Here is a 23,187-nt window from a genome sequence, read left to right as displayed (position 1 = left end):
CCCGCCGATCGGAGTCTAGGTTGAGCCAGCGTCACCCGCAGCCGAGTATTCGGCCGAGAACCCTCAAGCCAACCTGGGCTTCGGACCAGTCCTAGACGGTGGTGGCCGCCTCGGGCTGGCTCTGCGCCTCGGGCTTGACCGAGCGGAGCAGTACGGTCGCCACATCGATCACCTCGACCTCTTCGGCAACGCCCTTGCCGGTGACGCCGTCGCTGAGCATCGTGGTGCAGAACGGACAGCCCACCGCGATGGTCTTCGCCCCGGTGGAGAGCGCCTCCTCGACCCGGTCGACGTTGATCCGCTTGCCGATCCGCTCCTCCATCCACATCCGGGCGCCACCGGCACCACAACAGAAGGAACGCTCGCTGTTACGTGGCATCTCGGTCACGCCCTGGGTCGCGCTGTCGAGCAGTTCCCGAGGCGGGCTGAAGACCCGGTTGTGCCGGCCCAGGTAGCACGGGTCGTGGTAGGTGACGCCGCCGTCGATCGGCTGGACCGGGGTGAGCTTGCCGGTGGAAACCAGGTGGGCCAGCAGCTGCGTGTGGTGTACGACCTCGAAGTCACCGCCGACCTGGCCGTACTCGTTGCCCAGGGTGTTGAAGCAGTGCGGGCAGGTAGCGACGATCTTGCGCTTGGCCGGCTCGCGGTCACCGAACGCCTCGTTGAGGGTCTCCACGTTCTGCTGGGCCAGCATCTGGAAGACGAACTCGTTGCCGAGCCGGCGGGCCGGGTCACCGGTGCAGGTCTCGCCCTCGCCGAGGATGGCGAACTTGACGCCCGCCTCGTGCAGCAGGGTGGCGACGGAGCGGGTGGTCTTCTTCGCCCGGTCCTCGAACGCGCCGGCGCAGCCTACCCAGAAGAGGTATTCGAAGTCGTCGACCTCGCCGACCCGGGGCACCTCGAAGTCCAGCCCCTTGGTCCAGTCCTCCCGGGTGTTCGGCGGCGCGCCCCACGGGTTGCCCTTGTTCTCCAGGTTGCGCAGCATGACGCCGGCCTCGGAGGGGAAGCTCGACTCGATCAGCACCTGGTAGCGGCGCATGTCGACGATGTGGTCGATGTGCTCGATGTCGACCGGGCACTGCTCGACACAGGCACCGCAGGTGGTGCAGGACCAGAGCACGTCCGGGTCGATGATGCCGCCGTCTTCGGCGCTCCCGATCAGCGGTCGGTCCGCCTCGGCCAGGGCGAGTACGTCCATGTGGGCGAGCTGGGCGGCGGTGGCCTTCTCCTCACCGGTGAGGTCCTTGCCGCCCCCGGCCAGCAGGTAGGGCGCCTTGGCGTACGCGTGGTCGCGCAGCGACAGCACCAGCAGCTTCGGGGAGAGCGGCTTGGCCGTGTTCCAGGCGGGGCACTGCGACTGGCAGCGGCCACACTCGGTGCAGGTCGTGAAGTCGAGCAGGCCCTTCCAGGTGAACTGCTCGACCTGGGCAACGCCGAACTGGTCCTTCTCCGGGTCGGCCTCCTCGAAGTCGAGCGGCTTGCCGTCGCTCATCATCGGCCGGAGTGCGCCGAGGCCGGAGCCGGGCCGACCCGGGTTGCGCTTGAAGAAGATGTTGGGGAATGCGGAGAACCGGTGCCAGGCGACGCCCATCGTCACGTTCAGTGCGATGACGATCAGCCAGGTCATCGAGATGCAGATCTTGATGACGGCGGCGACGCTGATCCCGCCCTCCCAGGCCGGCAGCACCGCGCCGACGGCGTGGCTGACCGGGGTGGCCCAGAGCGGGTACTCGAAGTGGTCGGTGGCGACCTTGAAGCCCCGAATCAGGAAGCCGAAGACCAGTACGCCCAGCACCACGGCTTCGACGAAGTAGCCCTGCCACATGGTCGAACCGGTGAACCGGGAGCGCCGATTGGGGTTGGCCGGCCGGTTGGCCAGTCGGATCCCGATCAGCACCAGAATGCCGACGATGCCCAACACACCGATGATCTCGGTGACCAGGCCGAAGATCGTCCAGTGGCCGATAACCGGCAGTCCGGCGGTCGGGCTGACCACCTCGAAGTACGCCTCCAGCACCAGCGTGGAGAGCACGATGAAGCCGATCATCACGAACCAGTGCGCCGCACCGACGACGCCCCACCGGAGCATCCGGGTGTGGCCGACCGTCTCGGTCAGCATCGTCTTGGTCCGGGTGCCCTTGTCGCTGAACCGCTCGGGGTCCGGCTGGCCCAGTCGTACGACGGCCACCATGCGCAGCACCGCGCGGACCGCCAGGTACACCGCTACGGCGGTGATGGCGGCCGCGAGGACCGTGGTGACTATCTGTAGGCTGCCCATGCGGTGGCCTCCCGATCTGCGGGGCGAGCGGCTGGGTGACCGGGGGTTCCGGTCATGGGGTGCAGCCTACGCGCTACGTTACCGATCAGTAACGTGAGTAATGTCGCAGCGGTGCACGGCGCCCCACGAACACCTTAAGATGCGCGGAGATTGACGCCGAGCACCGGCTCTGCCGAGTGTGACGTGGCCGAGCCGGGAACTATGCCGACGACTGCCCGGTCAACGCCAGCGGGACAGCAGGATCAGCGAGGCGACCATGGCCCCGAAGCCAACCGCGAGGTTCCAGTACTGCCAGCTCGCGACGGGGTACGCCGTCTCGGAGAGGTAGTAGACCACCAACCAACCGATACCGACGACGATCAGCGTGACCGCGGCGATCGGCAGCCAGATCGGGCTCGGCTTCTGCCTCGCCGCAGTCGCCGTCGGGCGGACATCCGTCGGCGGGGTGTACACCTTCTTCTTACGGACCTGAGACTTCGGCACGACGCTCTCCCGAGGGGGTGGCAATCCTCATCCGGCCTGACAACCGGGCGCGGGGCGACGGTCCATGGCCAATAATGTTCGACAGCTAGCGTAGTCGGGACGAGCCGATCAGGCCATGAATGGGGCCACCTGAGTACGTACGGTTGACAGATCAAGCGCCATGATGACGCTGCGACATCACAGGCCGCGATAGATTCAGGACAACACAGGAAGTTTGTCCGAAACACCCCAAGGTAGCAGGAAGACCTCGGGAGAGGGAGGCTCGGTGGAGTACACAACCGGCGCCGCGTCCTGGCGCAAGGTGCTCGGGCGTGTCGCAGTGGGTCTACTCCCCAGGCGGCCCCGACAGCGCCGCCGCGGCTGGTCGATCGGCGTACCGCTGATCGCCTTCGCCGCCGGTCTGCTCTTCACCGCCACCGCGACCACCGCTGGCGGCACCGCACTACGCGAAGACCGCCGGCCACAACTTGCCCAGCTGATCCAGGATCGCCAGGCCCAACTCGCCAACAGCCAAGCTCGCGCCAACACCCTCCGCGATCACGTCGAAGAGCAGACCTCGGCGCTTGCCGGCTCAGACCTGCCGATCGCCGAGCAGCGGGACCGGGCGAAAAGCAATCACCAGACCGTCGGCCTGACCGCGCTGACCGGGCCGGGCATCACCGTCGAGCTCAACGACGCGCCCCGACAGGGCAGCGACGAACTCCCGGAGGGTGCCACCAACGACGATCTCGTGGTCCACCAGAGTGACGTACAGGCGGTCGTCAACGCGCTCTGGGCGGGCGGCGCCGAAGCCATGTCGATCATGGATGTCCGCGTACTCACCACCAGCGCGGTACGCTGCGTGGGCAACACGTTGCTGTTACACGGACGGGTCTACTCACCACCCTTCAAGATCACAGCGATCGGTGATCCCGCCGCGATGCAGCGGGCCCTCGCCGCTTCCCAGGGAGTCCAGTTGTTTCGGGACGCTGTCGAGCACTACCAACTCGGCTACCGCGAGACCGTCAGCACCATGAAAGTGCCGGCCTTCGAGGGCTCGACCGCGCTGCACTCCGCCCAGGTGCCCCAGTGAGACCGACACCGGACGGCTCCCCGGGCGACTCCCCGGACGACTACGAGGTACGTCGGCGAGGCACACCGGCCGACGAGCCGACGGCGCAGATTCCCCGCGTGGGCGGCGGCACTCCGGCACCACATCGCAGCGCCCCCACGGCACATCACGGCACTCCGGCACCACATCGCAGTACCCCCACGGCACATCACGGCACTCCCGAAGCACATGGCGACGGCGGCGACTGGGCCACGCGGCCGGACGGCCCACCCCGACGGCGGCCTAGCGATGGCCGACACCGGCCCGCCGCCCCACCCGACGGACGAGGTGGTGGATCGCCGAACGATGAGTTGCCCGGCCGCTCCGCCGGGTCGCGCGGCGGACAAGCACCTCGGCACACCGCCCCGACCGACCAGCCCAGCAGCTCGCCCGGCGAGCAGCGTACCGAGGTGTTCACCCAGCTCATCCCGGCGATCCGCAACGACCATGACCAGTCCACCGCGCTGATCCCGGTCGTTGCCGACCGGCAAGCGACGACCGAGAGGGCCGGGACGCACGGCCGCCGCCGGTCCGGTGGCGACTCGACCGCCGAGGCGCCGACCAAGGCCGAGTCCGAGTCCGAGGTACGCCCCCGACGCGGCGAGCGGGTGGTCAAGCTTCGCCCCCAGCGAACCGACGAGGGCTACAAGAGCATCTACTCCGAGCTGACCCGCCCCACGCTCGGCTCCCGAATCCGAACAGGAATCCGGGTCAGCGGCGAGCTTCTGATCACCTTCGGCCTGGTCGTACTGCTCTTCGCCGGCTACGAGGTCTGGGGCAAGTCCGCTGTCGTCAACGCCCACCAGGACGACCTGCGCGGAATACTGGACCAGCAGTGGGACCGGGAGGCGGATCCGACTGTCGCGCCGACCGCGAGTGCGAGCACCGCGCCCAGCGGCAAACCGAAGCCGCCGGTCACCGGTAAGCCGATAGCCGGGCTCTACATCCCGAAGCTCGACAAGCAGTGGATCGTCGTGGAAGGTGTCGGCCAGGCCGACATCCGATACGCACCCGGCCACTACCCGGACAGTGCCCTGCCTGGTCAGGTGGGCAACTTCTCGGTGGCGGGGCACCGCAACCGGGCCACCTTCTGGCGGCTCGACGAGCTACACACCGGCGACGTGGTCGTCGTCGAGTCGAAGGCCGACTGGCATATCTACCGCGTCTCACAGTCGCGCGTCGTCAAGCCGCACCAGGTGGAGGTGGTCGCGCCGGTCCCCGGCAAGAGCGGGGCCAAGCCGACCAAGGCCATGCTCACGCTGACCACCTGTAACCCGAAGTTCGACAACTACGAGCGTCTGATCATCCACGCACAACTGGTTCGCAGCACGCCGAAGTCGGCTGGACAGCCCGCCGAACTGGGAGGCTGATCGGCGATGTACGCCTGGATCTGGCGACGCCTGCCGTTCGGGTTGCCCGGCAAACTGGCCGGCTCGGTGCTGATCGCCACCGCGCTGGTCGCCCTGCTGTGGTACGTCATCTTCCCCTGGGCCGAACCGCTACTGCCGTTTGACGACGTCCAGGTGACACAGGATTCCACCAACCCGGGTGGTGGCCCGGACACCGGGAACGACGCGCCGGGTGGAGGTACCGACCCGGGCAGCGACGACGAGCACGACCTCCCGTACGACACGTCCCGCAACAACACCCCGCCCCCCTCGAAGACGCCGAACAGGTGAGCCGATGCGTGTCCTGGTGATCGACAACTACGACTCGTTCGTGTTCAACCTGGTGCAGTACCTGGGCCAACTCGGCGCGGAGTGCGACGTACGGCGTAACGACGAGATCGGCCTCGACGAGATCGATCGGCTGGACGTGGCCGGGATCCTGCTCTCACCCGGGCCCGGTACGCCCGAACGGGCCGGGATCTGCCTCGACGTGATCCGGGAGTACGGTGGCAGGCTGCCGATCTTCGGGGTCTGCCTCGGCCACCAGGCCATCGGTGCCGCCTTCGGCGGCACGGTGGACCGGGCACCCGAGTTGCTACACGGCAAGACCTCACAGGTCTGGCACAAGGGTGCCGGGATACTTGCCGGCCTGCCCGATCCGTTCACGGCGACCCGCTACCACTCGCTGACCGTCCTGCCGGCGACCCTGCCGCACGAGATCGAGGTAACCGGCTGGACCGAGTCCGGGGTGGTGATGGCGATGCGGCACCGCACCCTGCCGATCGAGGGGGTGCAGTTCCACCCGGAGTCGGTGCTCAGTGAGGGCGGGCATCTGATGCTGGCCAATTGGCTGGCCCGCTGTGGCCTACCGGCGGCGGTGGACCGAGCCCCCGCCCTGGCCGCCGAGGTCGACGCCCGGCGGCGGGCGGCCTTCGCCGCCGGCTGACCACGCCGCAACCGTCGCCCGCCCCGAGCGGGCCGACGGTCCCTCTCGCCGCCCGCCCGCCCGCCGCGCTGACTGGCTCAGCCGCCCGTCGTGCTAACTCGCTCAGCCGCCCGGCGGGCTGCCCGGATCAGCCGCCCGCCGGTGGGCTCGCCGACGGCGTGCCACTCGGCCCCTGGCTCGGTTGCATCTCGCGAGCGACGGTGATCGTGATGACGGTGCCGGTACGCCGCTTCTGATTGGCGTTCGGGCTCTGGTCGAGCACCGTACCCGGGGTCTTGTTGGAGTCCCGGTACTTCACGCTCACCCGGAAACCGGCAGCGATCAGTTCCGCCCTGGCCTCCTGCTCCGTCTTGTCGACCACGTCCGGTACCGCCTTGAGGTTGCCCTTGGACACCTCGACGATGATCTCCGTGTTCTCGGCCACCATCTCGCCGGGCGCCGGGGAGAGCTTCACGACGATGCCCTCTGGCCGCTCGTTCTCCACGTCCTTGCGGGTGACCTTGAGCTTCAGGCCCTTGAGCTGGCCCTCCACGAAGTCGAACTCCCCGCCGACCAGCTCGGGGATCTTCACCTGCGGCGCCCCACCGCAGACCCGGATGGTGACCGGGGTCTGCTCGGCGACCTCTTCGCTGGGCTGCGGGTCCTGCCGGGTCACCAACCCCTTCTTGCAGGTGGAGGTGAACTCCTCCTCGCCGACCTGGTACTGCAACTTCGCCTTGGTGAGTTCGGCGATGGCGTCGGCCCGCGACATGTCCAGCACGGTCGGCACCGTGACATTCTTCGGCTGGTTGGAGAGGACGATACCGGCTACCAGGGCGATCACCGCGAGCACACCGAGACCGCTGAGCGTGGCCATCACCCAGGCCGGAGTACGCCGCCGGCCGTCGCCCACCCGAGCCGAGGGCGGGGTGGGACGCCCTCCGCCGGCACCTCCGGCAGCCGACCGCCCGCCGGAGGGGGCCATCGGCACGGTCTCGTCGTGTTGCATGACCGGCGTCGCCATGACCGGCCGCCCCGTGGCGGCCCGGAGCAGGTCGGCACGCATTTCGCCGGCGCTCTGGTAGCGGTTGAGCGGGTTCTTCGACAGCGCCTTGAGGATGATCGCGTCGATCGGCGGGGTGATGTCCGGGTTGATACTGCTCGGCGTCGGCGGGTCCTCCCGCACATGCTGGTAGGCCACGCTGACCGGGCTGTCCCCGACGAACGGCGGGTGACCGCAGAGCAGTTCGAACACCACGCAACCGGCGGCGTAGACATCGGAGCGGGCGTCCACCGCCTCACCGCGCGCCTGCTCGGGCGAGAGGTACTGCGCGGTGCCGATCACCGCACTCGTCTGGGTCATCGTGGTCGCACCGCTGGCCAACGCGCGGGCGATACCGAAGTCCATGACCTTGACCTGGCCGGTCAGGGTGAGCATCACGTTGCCGGGCTTGATGTCCCGGTGGATGATCCCGTGCCGGTGGCTGAACTCCAGCGCGGCGCAGATGTCCGCGCTGATCTCCATCACCCGGCGGGGCATCAACCGCCCCTCGGCGGCGAGCACCTCCTTGAGCGTGCGCCCGTTGACGAACTCCATCACGATGAACGGAATCGTCTCGCCGGTGGGGGCGGTCTCCTCGCCGGTGTCGTAGACGGCGACGATCGCCGGGTGGTTGAGCGACGCCGCGTTCTGCGCCTCCCGCCGGAACCGCATCTGGAAGGTCGCATCCCGGGCGAGGTCCGTACGCAGCATCTTGATGGCGACGTCCCGACCGAGTCTGAGGTCGCGCCCTCGGTGCACCTCGGCCATGCCGCCATAGCCGAGCAGCTCGCCGACCTGGTACCTGCCTCCCAGCAGGCGGGCCTGCGCAGTCATCTCGTCGTTCGTCCTTCGCTCAGTCTCGTCGCCCAGCCGGCACGCGCGGCCCGCTCCACCTGACGGTACGGCTCAATCCGCGATCCGTCGCCCTCGCTCCTCATCTGCAACCTGGCCGTCATCATCGACACGCTTCGGTTGCCTTGACCAATGGCAGCGTCGTCCTGCGTCATCCGATAGGAAATCACGCCCGCGCAGATCATCACCAATACGCCCACCGCGATCACGAGCACGACCACCAATGGTCGGTTGAGGACGCTCTCCGGCTCCGCCGGTGCGGCGGCCGGCGGGCGAGCGTACCCCTGGTGGGTCGGCTGGCGCGGCACGGACGATACGGCGGCGGCCCCCCGGGGTTGACCGCCGGCAACCGGGCTGACCGGCGGGTAGACAGGTCCCGCTGGGGTCATCGGGGGTCGCGGCGGCATGCCGGTCGCCGCCGTCGGTGGACGCGGTGGTGCCGCCCGGCCGTGGCCGGGGGCCGCCACCGGTGAGCCGGGGACGCCGGGGCCGGGATGGGCCGGCGGAGCACTGACCATGCCGGGGCGGGGCGGCACGCCGACCGGTCCGAACCTCGGTGGGCTGGTGGGCTGTGCCGGTATCACCACCGGGGCCGGTCCGGCCTTGGCCACCGCCGCCTGGCGGGCGACCGCCGCCAGCGCGGAAGCGCTCGGCCAGCGCGCCGCCGGATCCTTCGCCAGGGCACGTTCGACGATGGCCCGGATGGCCGGTGGGATGTCGGCGGGCAGAGGCCGGGGCAGGTCCCGAACGTGCTTCATCGCGATCTCGAGCGGGTTGTCGCCCTCGAACGGCCGTCGACCGGCCAGGCACTGGTAGGCGACCACGCCGAGGGCGTACACGTCGGAAGCGGGAGTCGCGGTCGCGCCCGATGCCTGCTCGGGTGAGATGTACGACGCGGTGCCGAGCACCGACCCGGCGGCGGTGAGCTGCCCGACCATGTCCGAACGGGCGATGCCGAAGTCGGTGAGGACCAGCGTGCCGTTCGGCCGGACCAGCAGGTTGCCGGGCTTGACGTCCCGATGCACGATGCCCTTGTCGTGGGCGGCCTGGAGGGCGTCGGCCGCCTGGGCCATCAACGCCATGGTGCGGGCCGGGGTGAGCCGACCGACCCGACCCAGGGTCCGGGACAGGGCGTCGCCCTCGACGTACTCCATCACCAGGAAGGCGATCTGCTGATCGCTGCCGAAGTCGTAGACGTCGACCACGCCCGGGTGGTTGATGGTCGCCATGGTGCGGGCCTCGCCGCGGAACCGCTCGGCGAAGCCGGGCTCGTCCAGCAGCGCGGGGAGCAGGCTCTTTACCGCCACCGTACGGCCGAGCACCTGGTCGGTGCCGCGCCACACGTCGCCCATGCCACCACTGGCGATCCGCTCGTCGAGCCGATACCGGTTGCCGAGCTCGACACCAGGGCTGAGCATCTCACTTGCCTCCCCGGTCCTGGATTACGGCGCGCATGATCTGGGCAGCGATCCGGGCAGCCTCCGCGCTACCGCCGTCGCCGGTCGACTCAAGCATGACCGCCACCGCGGAGATCGGTTCGTTGCCCTTCATCACGAAACCGATGAACCAGCCGTGCTCGTCGACCTGTGCCCCGGATTCCGCCGTACCGGTCTTGCCACCGACCGTGTAACCGCTGATCCGAGCGTTGCGGCCGGTGCCGTTCTGCACGACGCTGGTCATCATCTCCCGCAGGTCGCTGGCGACCTGGCCGCTGACCGACTCGCGTAGCTGGCGGGGTACGGCGGTGTAGTGGGTGGTGGTCCGGTCCGGCCCGAGCAGCTTCTGCACCAGGTAGGGCCGCATCTGCGTGCCACCGTTGGCCACCGCTCCGGCGATCATCGCCCCTTCCAGGGGGGTCATCCGGACGTTGTTCTGCCCGATCGACGACTGGGCGAGCGCGGCCTTGTCCTCGCTGCCGTCCGGGTTCTGCATCGCCCCGGTACGACTGGCCGCCACCGGCAGGCCGCCCTCGTCGAGCCGACCGCAGGTCAGGTTCTCCTGCTCGAAGCCGAACTCCCGAGCCTTTTCCTTGATCTTCGCCGCGCCGAGGTTGACCCCGATCTGGGCGAATCCGGTATTGCACGACTCGGTGAGCGCGTTGATCAGCGTCACCTGCGACTCGGGGCAGATGGACGGGACGGCGTTGCGGATGTCCGTACCGGCGGTGGGCGCACGGTAACTCGGTCCGGCCGGGATCATGCCGTCCTTGGTGTACCCGTTCTCCAGGGCCGCCGCCGCGACGACCACCTTGAAGGTCGAGCCGGGCGGCAGTGTCTCGGCCAGCGCGCGATTCTTGAGCGGACCGTTCTTGTCAGCCTCCAACTTCTGGTAGGCCGCCTCCGCCTCCTTGCTGCTGTGGCTGGTCAACGGATTGGGATCGAAGCTCGGCATGGAGACCAGGGCCTGGATGGCACCGGTCTTCGGGTCGATCGCCACCGCCGCGCCCTTGCTGGCCCCGGCCCGGTTGTTGGCCAGTTCGGTGAACGCCCGTTCCTGGGCGGTACGGGACAGGCTCAACAGCACGTTGCCGCCGGCGGTCTGCTCGCCGGTGAAGAGGTCCTTCACGCGGTCGCCGAAGAGCTGGTCGCTGTTGCCGGCGAGGAAGTCGTTCTCGCTGCGCTCGATCCCGACTGCCGCCAGGTTGACCGGCTGGTAGCCCAGCACGTGCGCGTAGGCGTCGCCCTTGGGGTAGGTGCGCAGGAACTTAAGGTTTCCGCTGGTCTCCTTGCTCACCGCCACGGCCGTGCCGCCGACCTCGATGTTGCCGCGCTTGCGGTCGTACTCGGCGACCTGGACCCGACCGTTGTAGTCGCTGGTGCGGTATTCGTCGGCCTTGTAGCCCTGCACCCAGTTGAGGTTGGCGAAGAGCAGACCGAACAGGATCATGACGACCACGCCGACACGGCGTAATGGCGCGTTCACGGTCGAATCACCTCCGTCGGAGCGCCGTGCAGCTGTTCCGGCACCCCCGCTGGCCGGTTGTCCGGCCGGGGACTGACTCCGGTCACCGGCCGACGCGCCGCATCGGAGACCCGCAGCAGGAAGGCAATGAGGAGCCAGTTGGCCATCAGTGAGGAGCCACCGGCGGAGAGGAACGGAGTGGTCTGGCCGGTCAGTGGGATCAGCCCGCTGATCCCACCGACGATCACGAACACCTGCAACCCGAGGGTGAAGGCGAGGCCACCGGCGAGCAGCTTCCCGAACGAGTCCCGTACGGCGATCGCCGCCCGCAGGCCCCGCTCGACGATCAGCAGGTAGATCACCAGCAGGGCGGAGAGCCCGAACAACCCGATCTCCTCACCGATGCCGGCGAAGATGAAGTCGTTCTGCACCTCGGGCACCTTCAGCGGCTGACCGCCGCCCGGACCGGTGCCGAAGAGGCCGCCCGTGCCGAGGCCGAGCAAACCCTGCACCAGTTGATAGCCCTTCTCGTATGGGTCTTCGAACGGGTTGAGCCAGATCTCGGCCCGTACGTAGAAGTTGGCGAACGGGCTGTTGGGGAACGCGCCACCGAGGAAGTAGGCGAGGAAGGCCCCGCCGAAGAAGAGCACCAGACCGATGATCAGCCAACTCACCCGCTCGGTGGCGACGTAGAGCGTGACCACGAACATGCCGAAGTAGAGCAGCGAGGTGCCGAGGTCCTTCTCGAAGATCAGCACCAGGACGCTGATCACCCAGACGACGAGAACCGGGCCGAGGTCGCGGCCTCGGGGGAAGTCGATGCCGAGAAAGCGTCGGCTCGCCAGCGACAGCACCTCGCGCTTACGCACCAGGTAGTAGGCGAAGAAGACCAGCAGGGCCAGCTTAGCGAACTCGCCGGGCTGGATGGAGAAACCACCGATCAGGATCCACAGCTTGGCACCGTTGATCTCGGAGTACGCCCGGGGCAGCACCGCCGGGATCATCACCAGCACGATGCCGGCCAGGCCCAGGGTGTACGCGTACCGGGAGACCGACCGGTGGTCCCGGATGATGAACAGCAGCCCGGCGGCGAGGACGATCGCGATCAGCGTCCAGGTCAGCTGGGTGCCCCCGATCCCCGCGAAGATCGGAAAGTCCGGGCGCTCCTCCGGGTCGGCCTTGGCCAGGTCGATCCGGCGCAGGAACGCCACCCCGAGCCCGTTGAGCAGGGCGACCGCCGGCACCAGCACCGGATCGGCGTACGGGGCCAGGAACCGGATCACCAGGTGCAGGCCGAGGAAGAGTGCGGTCAGTAGCGCGGTCGGCACCCAGAAGTCGGCCGTGACCGTGTCGAAGAGGTTTGCCTCGACCGTGGCCGAGTAGGCCATCACCAGCGCCATGGCCATCAACAACAGCGCCAGTTCGGAGTTTCGCCGGGACCTGGACAGCCGGACGCGCGGCATCTCGCCCGTGGGCACGGGCGAGGCCGCCGGTCCGGCCGGAGCGGTCACAATCGATACCTCGGATCGTCGGGACTGATGCTCAGTCCACCGACCGACATCCCGCCGGGTCGGTAACCGGCGGGATCGTGTCGGAGGGGAGAGCTTCTGGTGAGTGTGCCGGGGTGGGGGTGGCGGATCGGCTACTGCTCGACGACGGACCGACTGTCGGGTCGACGGTCGCGGCGGTGCCGGGGGTCGTGGTGGGTTGACCGGTGCCCGGGACATGGCTCGGCGGACAGGTCGGCTTGAGGTTGGGGTTGCTCGGATCGTCGTTGGTCAACTCGGCGAGCCGGCGCTCGGCATCGGGTTCGTTCTTTGCCTGGATGCCTTGTTTGACCTGTTCCTGCGCGGCAGCGGTCAGGTCGTCGAGCGTGGCGTCGCTGGTGGTGTGCACACTGGAGAGGCTCAGCCCGGCGATCTCGCCGGGAACGCCCCGGAACACCGCCAACTGACCGTCCTCGGTGGCCCCCACGTAGTACTGCCGCTGACTGTAGCTCCAGCCGAACCAGAGCCCGCCACCGAGAAGAGCCAGGACCACGACCACGATCGCGGCGACCCGTACCGGATGCCGACGGGGGGCTTCCTCGTCTTCGGGACCATCCGCCGTGTCCGGCGGCTCAGGGCTGGCTGGCCGAGGCGCGGAGAGGGCAGAGGCTCGGGCAGCCGGCGTCGACTGGTCGGCCGAGGTCGCCATCCCCCGGTCCCGGGCCGCCGCACCGCCCACGATCGGTGCCGCCTCCACGATGTCCTGATCCGTGGCGTCGGCGATGACGACGGTGATGTTGTCGGGCCCACCGCCCCGGAGTGCGAGCTTCACCAGCCGCTCGACGCACTCGCGGGGGTCCCGGAGCTCCCGCATGGTGTCCGCGATGGTCTCGGCACTGACGACGCCGGAAAGACCATCACTACAGATCAGATAGCGGTCACCCGGGCGCACCTGACGGACGGAGTATTCCGGGTCGATGTCGCGACCATCGAGTGCCCGGGTCAGCAGCGACCGCTGCGGGTGGCTGCTGGCCTCCTCCGCGCTGATCCGTCCCTCGTCCACAAGCATCTGGACGTAGGTGTCGTCCTTGGTGATCTGGGCGAACTCGCCGTCGCGCAGCAGGTACGCCCGCGAATCGCCGATGTGCACCATGCCGATCTTGCTGCCGGAGAACAGGATCGCCGTCAGGGTGGTGCCCATCCCCTCCATCTGAGGGTTGGCGTCCACGGTGTCGCGTAGTTGTTGGTTGGCGGTGTCGACGGCAGACCGGAGCGCATCGACGAGCGCGTCCCCAGGGACGTCCTCGTCGAGCGGGGCCATCGCACCGATGACGATGTTGCTGGCGACGTCACCGGCGGCCATGCCGCCCATGCCGTCGGCGACGGCGAGAAGCCGCGGTCCGGCGTAGACGGAATCCTGGTTACCGTCTCGAAGTAGACCGCGGTCGCTGTGGGCCGCATAGCGCAGGGTCAGAGTCATGGCCGTAATTCGAGAGAAGTGCGGCCGATTCGAATCGGCACGCCGAGGGGGACGGGGGTTGGTCCGGTGACCTTAGCGCGATCGAGATAGGTGCCGTTAGTCGAGCCGAGATCCTCGACGAACCACTGTCCAGCCCGGGGCACCAGCCGTGCGTGCCGGGCCGAGGCGTAGTCGTCGGTGATGACGAGGGTGGAATCCTCCGCGCGGCCGATGGTGATCTGCGCTTCGCCGAGCGTGATCCGGGTACCGGCCAACTGGCCGGCGGTGACGACGAGCTGACGCGCCGCCCGCCCCTTCTTCACCTTTGCCGGCTTTCCGTGCACCAGTGACGCCCCGACCCGCGGTGCGGCGACGAGACGACTGGATCTGGCTCCGGCGAAGAGATCCCGGCGGATCACGCCGACCACCGTGAATACGAAGATCCACAGCAGGATGATGAACCCGAAACGCGCGACAGTGATGACGAAAGGGGGCAAGGTGTTAGCCGTCCACTCGGAACGTGAGGGTGGTCGTCCCGAGCTGGATCATGTCACCGGGGTTGAGCGCCACGGCCGAGACGCGCTGGCCGTTGACCATGGTGCCGTTGGTCGAGCCCAGATCGGTGAGCACCACCTGGGAACCGTCGAAGTCGAGTCTGGCGTGTCGGCGCGAGATGCCGACGTCGGGCAGGCGGAGATTGGCCTGGTCGCCCCGGCCGATCACGGTGGAACCCATCTGCAGAGGGTAAGTCCGTCCGTCGCCAGAGACCAGACGGATGTTGCGGCCACCGCCGTGACCAGGGGGAGGACCGTAGCCGCCACCCTGGTCGTAGTGCGGATAACCACCGGGAGCGTCGTAGGCCGGCTGCGCCGGTGCCACCTCGCCACCGGTGTAGACCTCGGCGGTGACCCGGAACATGCCGGTGTCGAGTCCGTCCCCGCGCTCGATCTCGACGATCACGTCGCCGTAGACCGTCCACGCCTGCTCGCCGATGAACTCCGCCTGGGACTGGGCCAGTTCCTGGGCCAGTGCCGCCGCGTATGGCGCGAGCCGGCTATGGTCGTACGGCGAGAGATCGATCACGTAGCGGTTGGGTACGAGAGTGCGCCCGCCGGCCAGGATCGCCTTGTGCGCCTCCGCCTCCCGCTGCATCGCGTTGAGGATCTCCACAGGGTGGACAACACCCTTGAACACCTTTGCGAAGGCCCCCTCAACCAGACCTTCCAAACGCTTCTCGAAGCGTTGCAGCACGCTCACCGGCTCCTCCTCGGGTCCCGAGGACATGATGGTATCCGGCCGTCGCACGTGCAGCTCGCACGCCGCTCGACCGCCTGCTGCCGGCCCATCCTCGAGGGGCCGGGATAGTCGTGCTAATGTTCCTTCCGCTGCGAGAGATATCCGCTCGTAGCGGCAGTAGGGTACAGCGTAATATGTCCAGGCACCCGCCGACGGGCAGGTTCAGGACAAAAGTTTAGATATGCCCATGCCAGACATGGGCGCAGGTGGGCCTCACCATGCACCGCATGGGGGAGTGGCGGAATGGCAGACGCGCACGGTTCAGGTCCGTGTGCCCGAAAGGGCGTGGGGGTTCAACTCCCCCCTTCCCCACCAGCTGACCGAAGGGCCTCGCGGCAACGCGGGGCCCTTCGTCCGTTCCGCCCCCTTCCTTCTCCAGGACCCGATGGCCCGCGCGCTATGCTCCGATGGTTTCCGGCCCCAGACCCATGGAGTGGCGTGTGAGTGTCGCGTTGGTAACCGGATCAGGCGGTTTGATCGGTTCCGAGGCGGTCCGGCACTTCGCCGGCCTCGGCCTCGACGTGGTGGGCATCGACAACGACATGCGCCAGGAATTCTTCGGTGCCGAGGCGTCCACGGCGTGGAACGTGGCCCGACTCACCGACGACCTCGGCGGGGCGTACACCCATCACAGCATCGACATCCGCGACCGGAACGCGCTGGCGAAAATCTTCCAGCGGTACGGCCGCGACATCGCCGTGGTGATCCACACCGCTGCTCAGCCATCGCACGACTGGGCCGTCCGCGACCCGTTCACGGACTTCGACGTGAACGCCGGCGGGACGCTGAATGTCCTACAGAACGTCCGCGAGCACTGCATCGAGGCACCGGTCATCCACTGTTCGACCAACAAGGTCTACGGCGACCGCCCCAACTCGCTGCCGCTGGTCGAGCTGGAGACGCGCTGGGAGCTGGAGCCGGACCACCCGTACTACAACGGCATCAAAGAGGACATGTCGATCGATGCCTGCCTGCACTCGGTCTTCGGTGCCTCGAAGGTGGCCGCGGACGTGATGGTGCAGGAGTACGGCCGCTACTTCGACATGAAGACCGCCTGCTTCCGGGGCGGCACACTGACCGGACCCGCCCACTCCGCGACCGAACTGCACGGCTTCCTGGCGTACGTGATGCGCTGCAACATGGAGCGCCGGACGTACAACATCTTCGGCTACCAGGGCAAGCAGGTACGTGACGCGATCCACAGCTCGGACGTGGTGTCGGCGTTCGAGGCGTTCTTCCGTGCCCCGCGCTCGGCAGCGGTCTACAACCTGGGTGGTGGACGGCACTCGAACGTCTCCAACCGGGAGGCCTTCGCTCTGGCCGAGAAGATCACGGGTGTGGAGATGGTCACCGAGTATCGCGAGGCCAACCGGATCGGCGACCACCAGTGGTGGATCGGCTCCAACGAGGCGTTCCAGCGGGACTACCCGGACTGGAAACAGGTCTACGACGTGCCGATGATCCTCCAGGAGATCTACGAGGCGAACGTGGACAAGTGGGTCCCGCAGGCATGAGCGAGCGCAGCGAGGAGTTGGCGTGAGCGAGCAACGCGAGCGAACCAGCTGGCTCAGCAACCCAGATCACGGCGACGACGAGCGCAGCGAGGAGATGCCGTGAGCGAGCAAGCGAGCGAACCAGCTGGCTCAGCAACCCAGATCACGGCGACGACGAGCGCAGCGAGGAGGCGACGTGATCGCCAAGGGTAAGCGCAATGTGCTCGGCGTGTTGGTTGACGCGGTGGACTACGAGGCCGCAACCGAACAGGTGGTGGCTGCCGGGCGGGAGCGTCGGCCGTTCGCGCTCACCGCGTTGGCCGTGCACGGCGTGATGACCGGGGTGCTGGATCGCCCGCACAACGCTCGGCTCAACTCCTTCGACCTGGTCACCCCGGATGGCCAACCGGTGCGCTGGGCGCTCAACCTGCTGCACGGCGCCGGGCTTACCGACCGGGTGTACGGGCCGACGTTGACGCTGCGCGTACTCGCCCGGTTCGCCGAGGAAGGGCTCCCGGTCTACCTGTACGGCTCCACCGACGACACCCTGTCCCGGCTGATCCCGGCGTTGGAGCGGATGTTCCCGGCCCTGAAGGTCGCCGGGGTGGAGTCGTCGAAGTTCCGTTCGGTGCAGCCGGGTGAGGATGCGGAGATCGCCGATCGGATCCGGGCCTCGGGTGCCCGGCTGGTGCTGGTCGGGCTGGGCTGTCCCCGGCAGGAGATCTTCACGCACGCCATGCGTCCGCTGCTGGACATGCCGATGATGGCCGTTGGTGCCGCGTTCGACTACCACGCCGGTCTGCTGCGCAAGCCGCCGCCGTGGATGCAGCGCGCCGGGCTGGAATGGCTGTGGCGGCTCGGTCTGGAACCGAAGCGCCTCTGGCACCGCTACATGGTGCTCAACCCGGCCTATCTCGCCCGGCTGACCGCCCAGAAGTCGAAGCTCTGGAAGGCCACTCCGCCGTCCCCGGCTACCGAGCGCCCGACCACCTTCGCTGTCTGACCGACGGGGCTCCCCCTCGCAAAGTTGATCAGGAGATTTGCGTCGTCGAAGCGGTCCGATCACGACGTAAATCTCTCGATCAACCCGGATGGTCGCGGGATGGACGGGGTCCGGTGGCCGTACCTTCGTGAGGTACAGCCACCGGCCCGGGAACCGGTCCAGCCGCTGGCTACAGCGTCAGGGTCCAGGTGTTGATGTAGCCGGTGTCGCCACCCCAGACGTCACGGACCTGCAACCGCCAGGTGCCGTCGGCCGCCTCCGAGGAGAGGTTGACCGTGTAGGTGGTGTTGACGTTGTCGGCACCGTCGAAGATGCTGCTGTTCTTCAACCGGTACGACGAACCGTCCGGGGCGAGCAGGTCGATGACCAGGTCGCCACGGTAGGTGTGCACGATGTTGACCGCCACCGTCGAGCTGGCCGAGGCGTTACGCCCACAACCGGCGATGACGATCGAGCTGGTGACCGCACTACCGCCATCCGGGATCGCCACGTCCGTACCGTTGGTGCCGAAGCAGCCGCCACCGGTGCCGGTCACGGTCAGGGTGTAGGTCGCCGTCCGGGTGGCCGACGCACCGGTGCCGGTGATGGTGACCGAGTAGGTCCCGGCCGGCGTGCTCGCCGTGGTGGCGATGGTCAGCGTCGACGAGCCGCCCGAGGTGACCGTGGCGGGGTTGAACGACGCGGTCGCGCCGGCCGGCAGGCCGCTGGCCGACAGGTTCAACGACTGGGCGGAACCGTTGGTGGTGGCGGTGTTGACGGTCGCCGTGACCGATCCACCCGGGGCGGTCGACCCGGAGGTCGGCGACACCGAGACGGAGAAGTCGTTGGTCGGCGGCGGGGTGTCGTCGTTGACGACGTAGAGCAGCTTGTTCGGCGAGCCGGTGCCCGGGTTGGTCACCACGTTGTTGGTGGCGTTGTTGACCAGGTAGTCGCGCACCTGCTGCGGCGTCCACGCCGGGTTGGCACTCGCTACGAGGGCGGCGGCGCCGACCACGTGCGGGGTGGCCATGGACGTACCGCTGATGGTGTTGGTGGCGGTGTCGCTGGTTGCCCAGGCCGAGGTGATCGACGAGCCTGGCGCGAAGATGTCCAGGCAGGTGCCGATGTTCGAGAACGACGACCGGGCGTCGGTGTTGGTGGTCGATCCGACGGTGATCGCGGCCGGGGTACGGGCCGGTGAGGTGTTGCAGGCGTTGGCACCGCTGTCGTTGCCGGCGGCCAGGCCGTAGGTGATGCCCGCGTTGATCGAGTTGGCCACCGCGTTGTCCAGGGCGGTGTTGGCGCCGCCGCCCAGGCTCATGTTGGCCACGGCCGGCTTGACCGCGTTCGCGGTCACCCAGTCGACGCCCCCGATGACCTGCGCGTTGGTGCCGCTGCCCTGGCAGTTGAGCACCCGTACACCGACGATCTGCACGCCCTTTGCCAGGCCGTGCGCCGAGCCACCGACGGTGCCGGCCACGTGTGTGCCGTGACCGTGGCAGTCGTCGGCGGAGCCGCCGTCGATCGCGTCGTAGCCGCTGACGGCCCGGCCACCGAAGTCGGTGTGGGTGTACCGCACACCCGTGTCGATGATGTACGCGTGCACGTTGGTCGCGGTGTTCGGGTACGTGTACGAACTGTCCAGCGGCAGGTTGCGCTGGTCGACCCGGTCCAGACCCCAGGACGGGGGGTTCGTCTGGGTGCCGGAGAGCTGCACGGTGTGGTTCTGCTCGACGTACGACACCGATGGGTGCGCCGCGATCCGAGCGGCGGACTTGGCGTCCACCTTCAGCTCGAAGCCACGCAGGGCCGAGGTGTACGTACGGGCTACCGAGCCGCCGTACTGCTTGACCAGGGCGCTGGCTGTCGTGCCGACCTGCGCGCTGGCCACGGCACTGTCCTTGAGCACGACGATGTAGCTGTCGGCCACGGCAGTGGCACCACCGGCGTTCAGGATCGTGCCCTGGGGCTCCGCAGCGACGGCCGGGGTGGCCGCCGCCATCATTGTCAGGGCGGCTACCCCGACGAGGACGTACCTTCCTGGGAGATTCATCTCCCTCTCTCCCCTCCGATCGGTCGACTGTCCATCCGCTTGTGACGGGAGGATCTTACGATTACCGATCAAGGCGAGGCTACTAATAGATGAACATCAAATATAGATGCCGAACCTGATATATCACCGGCGGATGGCCCCTACGGGTCGGCTCTGGGGGTTCGTACCGGGTTCAGCCCGGATCCGTAGCACGACCGGCCGGACGATGCTGAGGTGCGTGAACCTCGACCTCGTCGCCCTGCTGGCGATCACCGCCCTCTGGTTGGCAGCCGGGATCGTGGCCGAGGGACTACCCCGACCAGCCACGGCACGGGCGATGCGTCGCCGTACCGGGTGGTTGGCCGGGCTCACCCTGACCGGTCTGGTCGGCCTCGCCGTACTCGGCACGGCAGCGCTGACCAGCCAAGATCCGGTAACGACCAGCCAGAATTTGGTTACGACCAGGCAGGCTCCGACCGACGCGGCGATGGCCGGTCTCGCACTGCCCGTGGTTCCGGCCGCAGTGGTGGCGCTGGGAAGCGTACGGCGGCTGCGACGGCTGTGGACCGGCGCGACCGCCTTCGCCTCGGCACCAGGCACTCCGACCGCACCCGCGCTGACGGCCGGAGCCGCACACCCGATGATCGCGCTTCCGATACAGATCACCGGCCTGGCGACCCTGCCCGTGGCTGCGACCGCCGCTGATCTTCTCCCGCTCACCGGCCCCAACCTGATCGGCCTGGTGCTCACCGGGGCGGTGCTCGTGGTGGCGACCATCGGCGTTCGGCACGCCCTACGGCACAGCCGCCTGACGGAGGCCGTGGTCACGGTTCGGCCGAGGTCACCTCGGGCGGCCGGAGGTGTCCTGCACGTATAGCAGTTCCAGAATGGACCTGGCTGCTTCGAACCAGCGGTCGAGCCAGACCGGCGAGGGCAGTGTGCCCTTTGGCGGCAACTCCAGCAGCAATCCGCGCAGCAGCGGATGGTCGGCGAGCGACTCGATCGGGCCGTCCGACCATCCTCCGGCGGGAAACACCGGCTCGGTCAGCCCGCTCAGATCCAGGGACGGAAGGCTGGGCGGCTGAAGGGACGGCGGAGTTCCCTGCGCGTCCACCAACTCCAGACCCGGCGTTCCAGGATCGCGCTGATCCAGGTCGTCGCCGGCGGACAGCTCGTCCACCAGCGGGCCGTTACGTCGGGCTCCCCGGTATTTACCACCGAACCGTTCCGGCTTGCCCGACCCGTTGCCCAGGTTCTCCTGCTCCATGGTCATCTGTCTCGCCTGCCTCGCTCGATTGCGAACCGTACGGCTGTTGCGGAGCGGCCTCTGCCGTCCGCCACGTACAACGACGGGAGGCGGGGCCAGCAACGACACGAGTCGACGTTCCGCATCGGCGTGATACACGAAGAACGTGGCCACCCGCCCGTCCACTACCGGGCTGATGACCACGCTCATCAATTGGCTATTGGTGCCACAAGCACCGGTCAGTGCAGGTCGAACTCGCCGTCCTTGGCACCGCCGACAAATGCGTCCCACTCCTCCGGCGTAAAGAGCAACGCCGGCCCCGTCGGGTTCTTCGAATCGCGGACCCCAATTGCGCCGGGCACGAACGCGACCTCCACGCAGTTGTCGCAGTTGGGTCCGCTCCGTGAACTCTTGAACCAGTTCGCCTGGCTCAGGTCCACTCGAAACCCGATTTTCTGCGTCTCCACAACGGCTCCTTTGCCAACTTCGCCAGCAGAGCGACGGATTCCTCCGGGCGGATCGCCGCCGCTCGTATGTAGTCGAAGATAAATGAATATTTTTGCAGTTCATCGCTCTTCTCAAGGAAGAGCCCGCCCGTGGCGTTTTCGGCATACACCACGTCCGGATCACCCGGTTCCGGAAATTCAAGGATCGAGAACGTGCCGTCCATTCCGGCATGCGCCCCGGCCTCGAAAGGAAGTACCTGGATCGTCACGTTCGGCAGGTCGGCCGCTTCCACCAGCCGCTCCAACTGAGCGCACATGACAGCGTCACCGCCCACCGGCCGGCTCACCACCGCCTCATCAAGCACCACCCACAGGTCAATCGGATCGTCTTGGCTCAATAACGACTGACGCGTCTGACGGACACGGACCCGTTGCTCGACATCTTCGGCGGTGATGTCCGGCCGAGCGCCCCGGATCATCGCCTTGGCGTACTCCTCGGTCTGGAGCAGGCCCGGCACCACCTGCTGCTCGTACGCCCGTAGCGAGGAGGCAGCCTGCTCGAACCCGACGTACGCGCCGGTCAGCACGGTGCTGAAGGGATGCCACCACCCCTTCTGTCGCGCCTCGCGCGCGATCTGCACCAGTTCCTCGCTCTGGGTGCCCACGATGCCGTAGATACCGAGCATGTCTCGGACGTCACGGGGCGTCGCCGACGTGTGTCCGGTCTCGATCCGGGAGATCTTGGATGCGGAGCAGCCCAACTGCTCCGCGACCACATCGATCGTCACTTCGGCCGCTTCGCGCAGTCGCCGAAGCTCGGCACCAAGTCGACGTCGGCGAATAGTCGGACTCCGGCGCTCGGCCACCGGGTCACCTCCGGTCGATCGCGCATGCGGTGGACGTCCGCCGAGGCGCGACCATCGAAGGCGGCGGACGATGACTTCGCGGCGAGAGAAACCGGCACACCCCGGCCGGGCCGCTGCGGCAGGGCGGCGTCCAGTCTGCCGGGTACGCAAGCCGGACATCAAGCGCCTGTGGTCGGTAACCACACGGCCAAACTTGCAACTTGCATTGATCAAGCCATTGATGCAGTCTGTGCGTATGGCTTGGGTCACAGAGTGTCCCGATCTGGTCGATCGAAGGGGTGATTTCGCTTTGCACCGGAGCGACCGGGTCAGCCACACCGGACCCATGACAGGAGGCAGACCCGCTCTGGGGTAACAGACCCCGCCGCTGTACGCCACGAAGCTATGGCGGCGGGCGCGGTCCCGGAGTTGACGGATGTTGGTCGAGTCGATGCGCCATGCCCAAAACCGCCGCGGCGCATCGACCGGCCAATGTCCCACATCACGAGCGGCCGGCAGTGCAGCGTGCCCGGTCGGTGGTCCCACTTCCCTGAACAGCCAGCTCCAGCCGGCCGCCGCCGGCTAGTCCAGACAGGAGTAACCGTGTTCCCCCGCTCCGGTGATGTGCTACGAGTGACCCGTTCGGCAAGTGCGCAGTTCGCCGCACCAATCCTCTTCCGGGTGATCCGCTCGCATGACTGGCCCACCTACCGTGGCTGGATCTGGCTCGACGGATACCAGCTCAATTCAGCCGGGGAAGCCGTCGACCGTCGCTCGATCTTCGTACGGCTCGACGGGCTGCACACCGTACCTGCCGCTGCCCCGTCGGCTGGCCGGACCGTGGTACGGCAGCCGGGCCCCCGGCCGCCAGCGCCCCGGACCCCGACGGTACGACAGTCGGCGGCGCGACATCCCGTACAGGTGGGCTAGCCTGCCCGATCT

21 protein-coding genes and 1 tRNA gene are annotated in these 23,187 nt (G+C 68.0%); 9 read left to right on the top strand and 13 right to left on the bottom strand.

The features are described 5' to 3' along the window. Positions 1–91 precede the first annotated feature (91 nt). Positions 92–2,278 (bottom strand): heterodisulfide reductase-related iron-sulfur binding cluster, encoded by a 2,187-nt coding sequence (locus FHR38_RS14535; protein WP_184535176.1) that lies wholly within the window; start codon positions 2,276–2,278, stop codon positions 92–94. A 219-nt stretch (positions 2,279–2,497) separates the two neighbouring features. Continuing rightward, positions 2,498–2,761, bottom strand: a complete 264-nt coding sequence (locus FHR38_RS14530; protein ID WP_184535175.1) for a cell division protein CrgA — start codon at positions 2,759–2,761, stop codon at positions 2,498–2,500. Positions 2,762–3,026: 265 nt separating this feature from the next. On the opposite strand from FHR38_RS14530, the gene FHR38_RS14525 reads away from it, so the two are divergent. The 4 genes from FHR38_RS14525 to FHR38_RS14510 are packed head-to-tail and all read left to right on the top strand — an operon-like array spanning position 3,027 to position 6,185. Further along, positions 3,027–3,833, top strand: a complete 807-nt coding sequence (locus FHR38_RS14525) for a DUF881 domain-containing protein (RefSeq protein ID WP_184535174.1) — start codon at positions 3,027–3,029, stop codon at positions 3,831–3,833. After that, positions 3,830–5,221: a class E sortase gene (locus FHR38_RS14520; RefSeq protein ID WP_184535173.1), complete on the top strand. Its 1,392-nt coding sequence runs from the start codon at positions 3,830–3,832 to the stop codon at positions 5,219–5,221. Before FHR38_RS14525 ends, FHR38_RS14520 begins: the two co-directional genes overlap by 4 nt. Positions 5,222–5,227: 6 nt before the next feature. Beyond that, the gene (locus FHR38_RS14515; RefSeq protein ID WP_184535172.1) at positions 5,228–5,530 is read left to right on the top strand and encodes a hypothetical protein; all 303 of its coding nucleotides are present in this window, start codon (positions 5,228–5,230) and stop codon (positions 5,528–5,530) included. A gap of 4 nt (positions 5,531–5,534) precedes the next feature. Further along, complete coding sequence (locus FHR38_RS14510; RefSeq protein WP_184535171.1) at positions 5,535–6,185, top strand: aminodeoxychorismate/anthranilate synthase component II; 651 nt, start codon at positions 5,535–5,537, stop codon at positions 6,183–6,185. A gap of 127 nt (positions 6,186–6,312) precedes the next feature. On the opposite strand, the gene pknB is transcribed toward FHR38_RS14510, so the two are convergent. The 7 genes from pknB to FHR38_RS14475 all read right to left on the bottom strand — a co-directional run bounded on the left by pknB (position 6,313) and on the right by FHR38_RS14475 (position 15,189). Next, entirely contained in the window at positions 6,313–8,040 is a 1,728-nt protein-coding gene (pknB, locus tag FHR38_RS14505) for a Stk1 family PASTA domain-containing Ser/Thr kinase (protein ID WP_184535170.1), read from the bottom strand. Next, complete coding sequence (locus FHR38_RS14500) at positions 8,037–9,476, bottom strand: serine/threonine-protein kinase (RefSeq protein WP_184535169.1); 1,440 nt, start codon at positions 9,474–9,476, stop codon at positions 8,037–8,039. Before FHR38_RS14500 ends, pknB begins: the two co-directional genes overlap by 4 nt. 1 nt (position 9,477) lies before the next feature. Further along, complete coding sequence (locus FHR38_RS14495; RefSeq protein WP_184535168.1) at positions 9,478–10,980, bottom strand: penicillin-binding transpeptidase domain-containing protein; 1,503 nt, start codon at positions 10,978–10,980, stop codon at positions 9,478–9,480. Then, positions 10,977–12,422: an FtsW/RodA/SpoVE family cell cycle protein gene (locus FHR38_RS14490; protein ID WP_184539672.1), complete on the bottom strand. Its 1,446-nt coding sequence runs from the start codon at positions 12,420–12,422 to the stop codon at positions 10,977–10,979. Before FHR38_RS14490 ends, FHR38_RS14495 begins: the two co-directional genes overlap by 4 nt. Before the next feature lie 79 nt (positions 12,423–12,501). Then, positions 12,502–13,926 (bottom strand): PP2C family protein-serine/threonine phosphatase, encoded by a 1,425-nt coding sequence (locus tag FHR38_RS14485; protein WP_184535167.1) that lies wholly within the window; start codon positions 13,924–13,926, stop codon positions 12,502–12,504. Beyond that, positions 13,923–14,402, bottom strand: coding sequence for an FHA domain-containing protein FhaB/FipA (locus FHR38_RS14480; RefSeq protein ID WP_184535166.1), 480 nt, complete (start codon positions 14,400–14,402; stop codon positions 13,923–13,925). The genes FHR38_RS14485 and FHR38_RS14480 overlap by 4 nt, the downstream gene beginning before the upstream one ends. Before the next feature lie 4 nt (positions 14,403–14,406). Continuing rightward, a complete protein-coding gene (locus FHR38_RS14475; protein WP_184535165.1) occupies positions 14,407–15,189 on the bottom strand; it encodes an FHA domain-containing protein in 783 nt (260 codons plus the stop codon). 241 nt (positions 15,190–15,430) lie between these two features. On the opposite strand from FHR38_RS14475, the gene FHR38_RS14470 reads away from it, so the two are divergent. The 3 genes from FHR38_RS14470 (at position 15,431) to FHR38_RS14460 (ending at position 17,697) form a co-directional block, all read left to right on the top strand. Then, positions 15,431–15,516 (top strand) — tRNA-Leu (locus FHR38_RS14470). 125 nt (positions 15,517–15,641) lie between these two features. Further along, positions 15,642–16,715: an NAD-dependent epimerase/dehydratase family protein gene (locus FHR38_RS14465; protein ID WP_184535164.1), complete on the top strand. Its 1,074-nt coding sequence runs from the start codon at positions 15,642–15,644 to the stop codon at positions 16,713–16,715. A 175-nt stretch (positions 16,716–16,890) separates the two neighbouring features. Then, positions 16,891–17,697: a WecB/TagA/CpsF family glycosyltransferase gene (locus FHR38_RS14460; protein WP_184535163.1), complete on the top strand. Its 807-nt coding sequence runs from the start codon at positions 16,891–16,893 to the stop codon at positions 17,695–17,697. 169 nt (positions 17,698–17,866) lie between these two features. On the opposite strand, the gene FHR38_RS14455 is transcribed toward FHR38_RS14460, so the two are convergent. After that, entirely contained in the window at positions 17,867–19,729 is a 1,863-nt protein-coding gene (locus tag FHR38_RS14455) for a S8 family peptidase (protein WP_184535162.1), read from the bottom strand. A 217-nt stretch (positions 19,730–19,946) separates the two neighbouring features. Between FHR38_RS14455 and FHR38_RS14450 the strand changes: the two genes are divergently transcribed. Then, complete coding sequence (locus tag FHR38_RS14450; protein WP_312882137.1) at positions 19,947–20,585, top strand: hypothetical protein; 639 nt, start codon at positions 19,947–19,949, stop codon at positions 20,583–20,585. Here FHR38_RS14450 and FHR38_RS14445 read toward each other — a convergent pair. The 3 genes from FHR38_RS14445 to FHR38_RS14435 form a co-directional block, all read right to left on the bottom strand. Further along, positions 20,550–20,981 (bottom strand): hypothetical protein, encoded by a 432-nt coding sequence (locus FHR38_RS14445; protein WP_184535161.1) that lies wholly within the window; start codon positions 20,979–20,981, stop codon positions 20,550–20,552. The genes FHR38_RS14450 and FHR38_RS14445 overlap by 36 nt on opposite strands. A 212-nt stretch (positions 20,982–21,193) precedes the next feature. Next, positions 21,194–21,406, bottom strand: coding sequence for a DUF397 domain-containing protein (locus FHR38_RS14440; RefSeq protein WP_376771479.1), 213 nt, complete (start codon positions 21,404–21,406; stop codon positions 21,194–21,196). Then, a complete protein-coding gene (locus tag FHR38_RS14435) occupies positions 21,385–22,266 on the bottom strand; it encodes a helix-turn-helix domain-containing protein (protein WP_184535159.1) in 882 nt (293 codons plus the stop codon). Before FHR38_RS14435 ends, FHR38_RS14440 begins: the two co-directional genes overlap by 22 nt. 582 nt (positions 22,267–22,848) lie before the next feature. Here FHR38_RS14435 and FHR38_RS14430 point away from each other — a divergent pair. Beyond that, the gene (locus FHR38_RS14430) at positions 22,849–23,175 is read left to right on the top strand and encodes a hypothetical protein (RefSeq protein WP_184535158.1); all 327 of its coding nucleotides are present in this window, start codon (positions 22,849–22,851) and stop codon (positions 23,173–23,175) included. The last annotated feature ends 12 nt before the right edge of the window (positions 23,176–23,187 follow it).

It is taken from the genome of Micromonospora polyrhachis, assembly GCF_014203835.1.
Classification (GTDB): Bacteria; Actinomycetota; Actinomycetes; order Mycobacteriales; family Micromonosporaceae; genus Micromonospora_H; species Micromonospora_H polyrhachis.
This window is presented reverse-complemented; position numbering and strand designations above follow the sequence as displayed.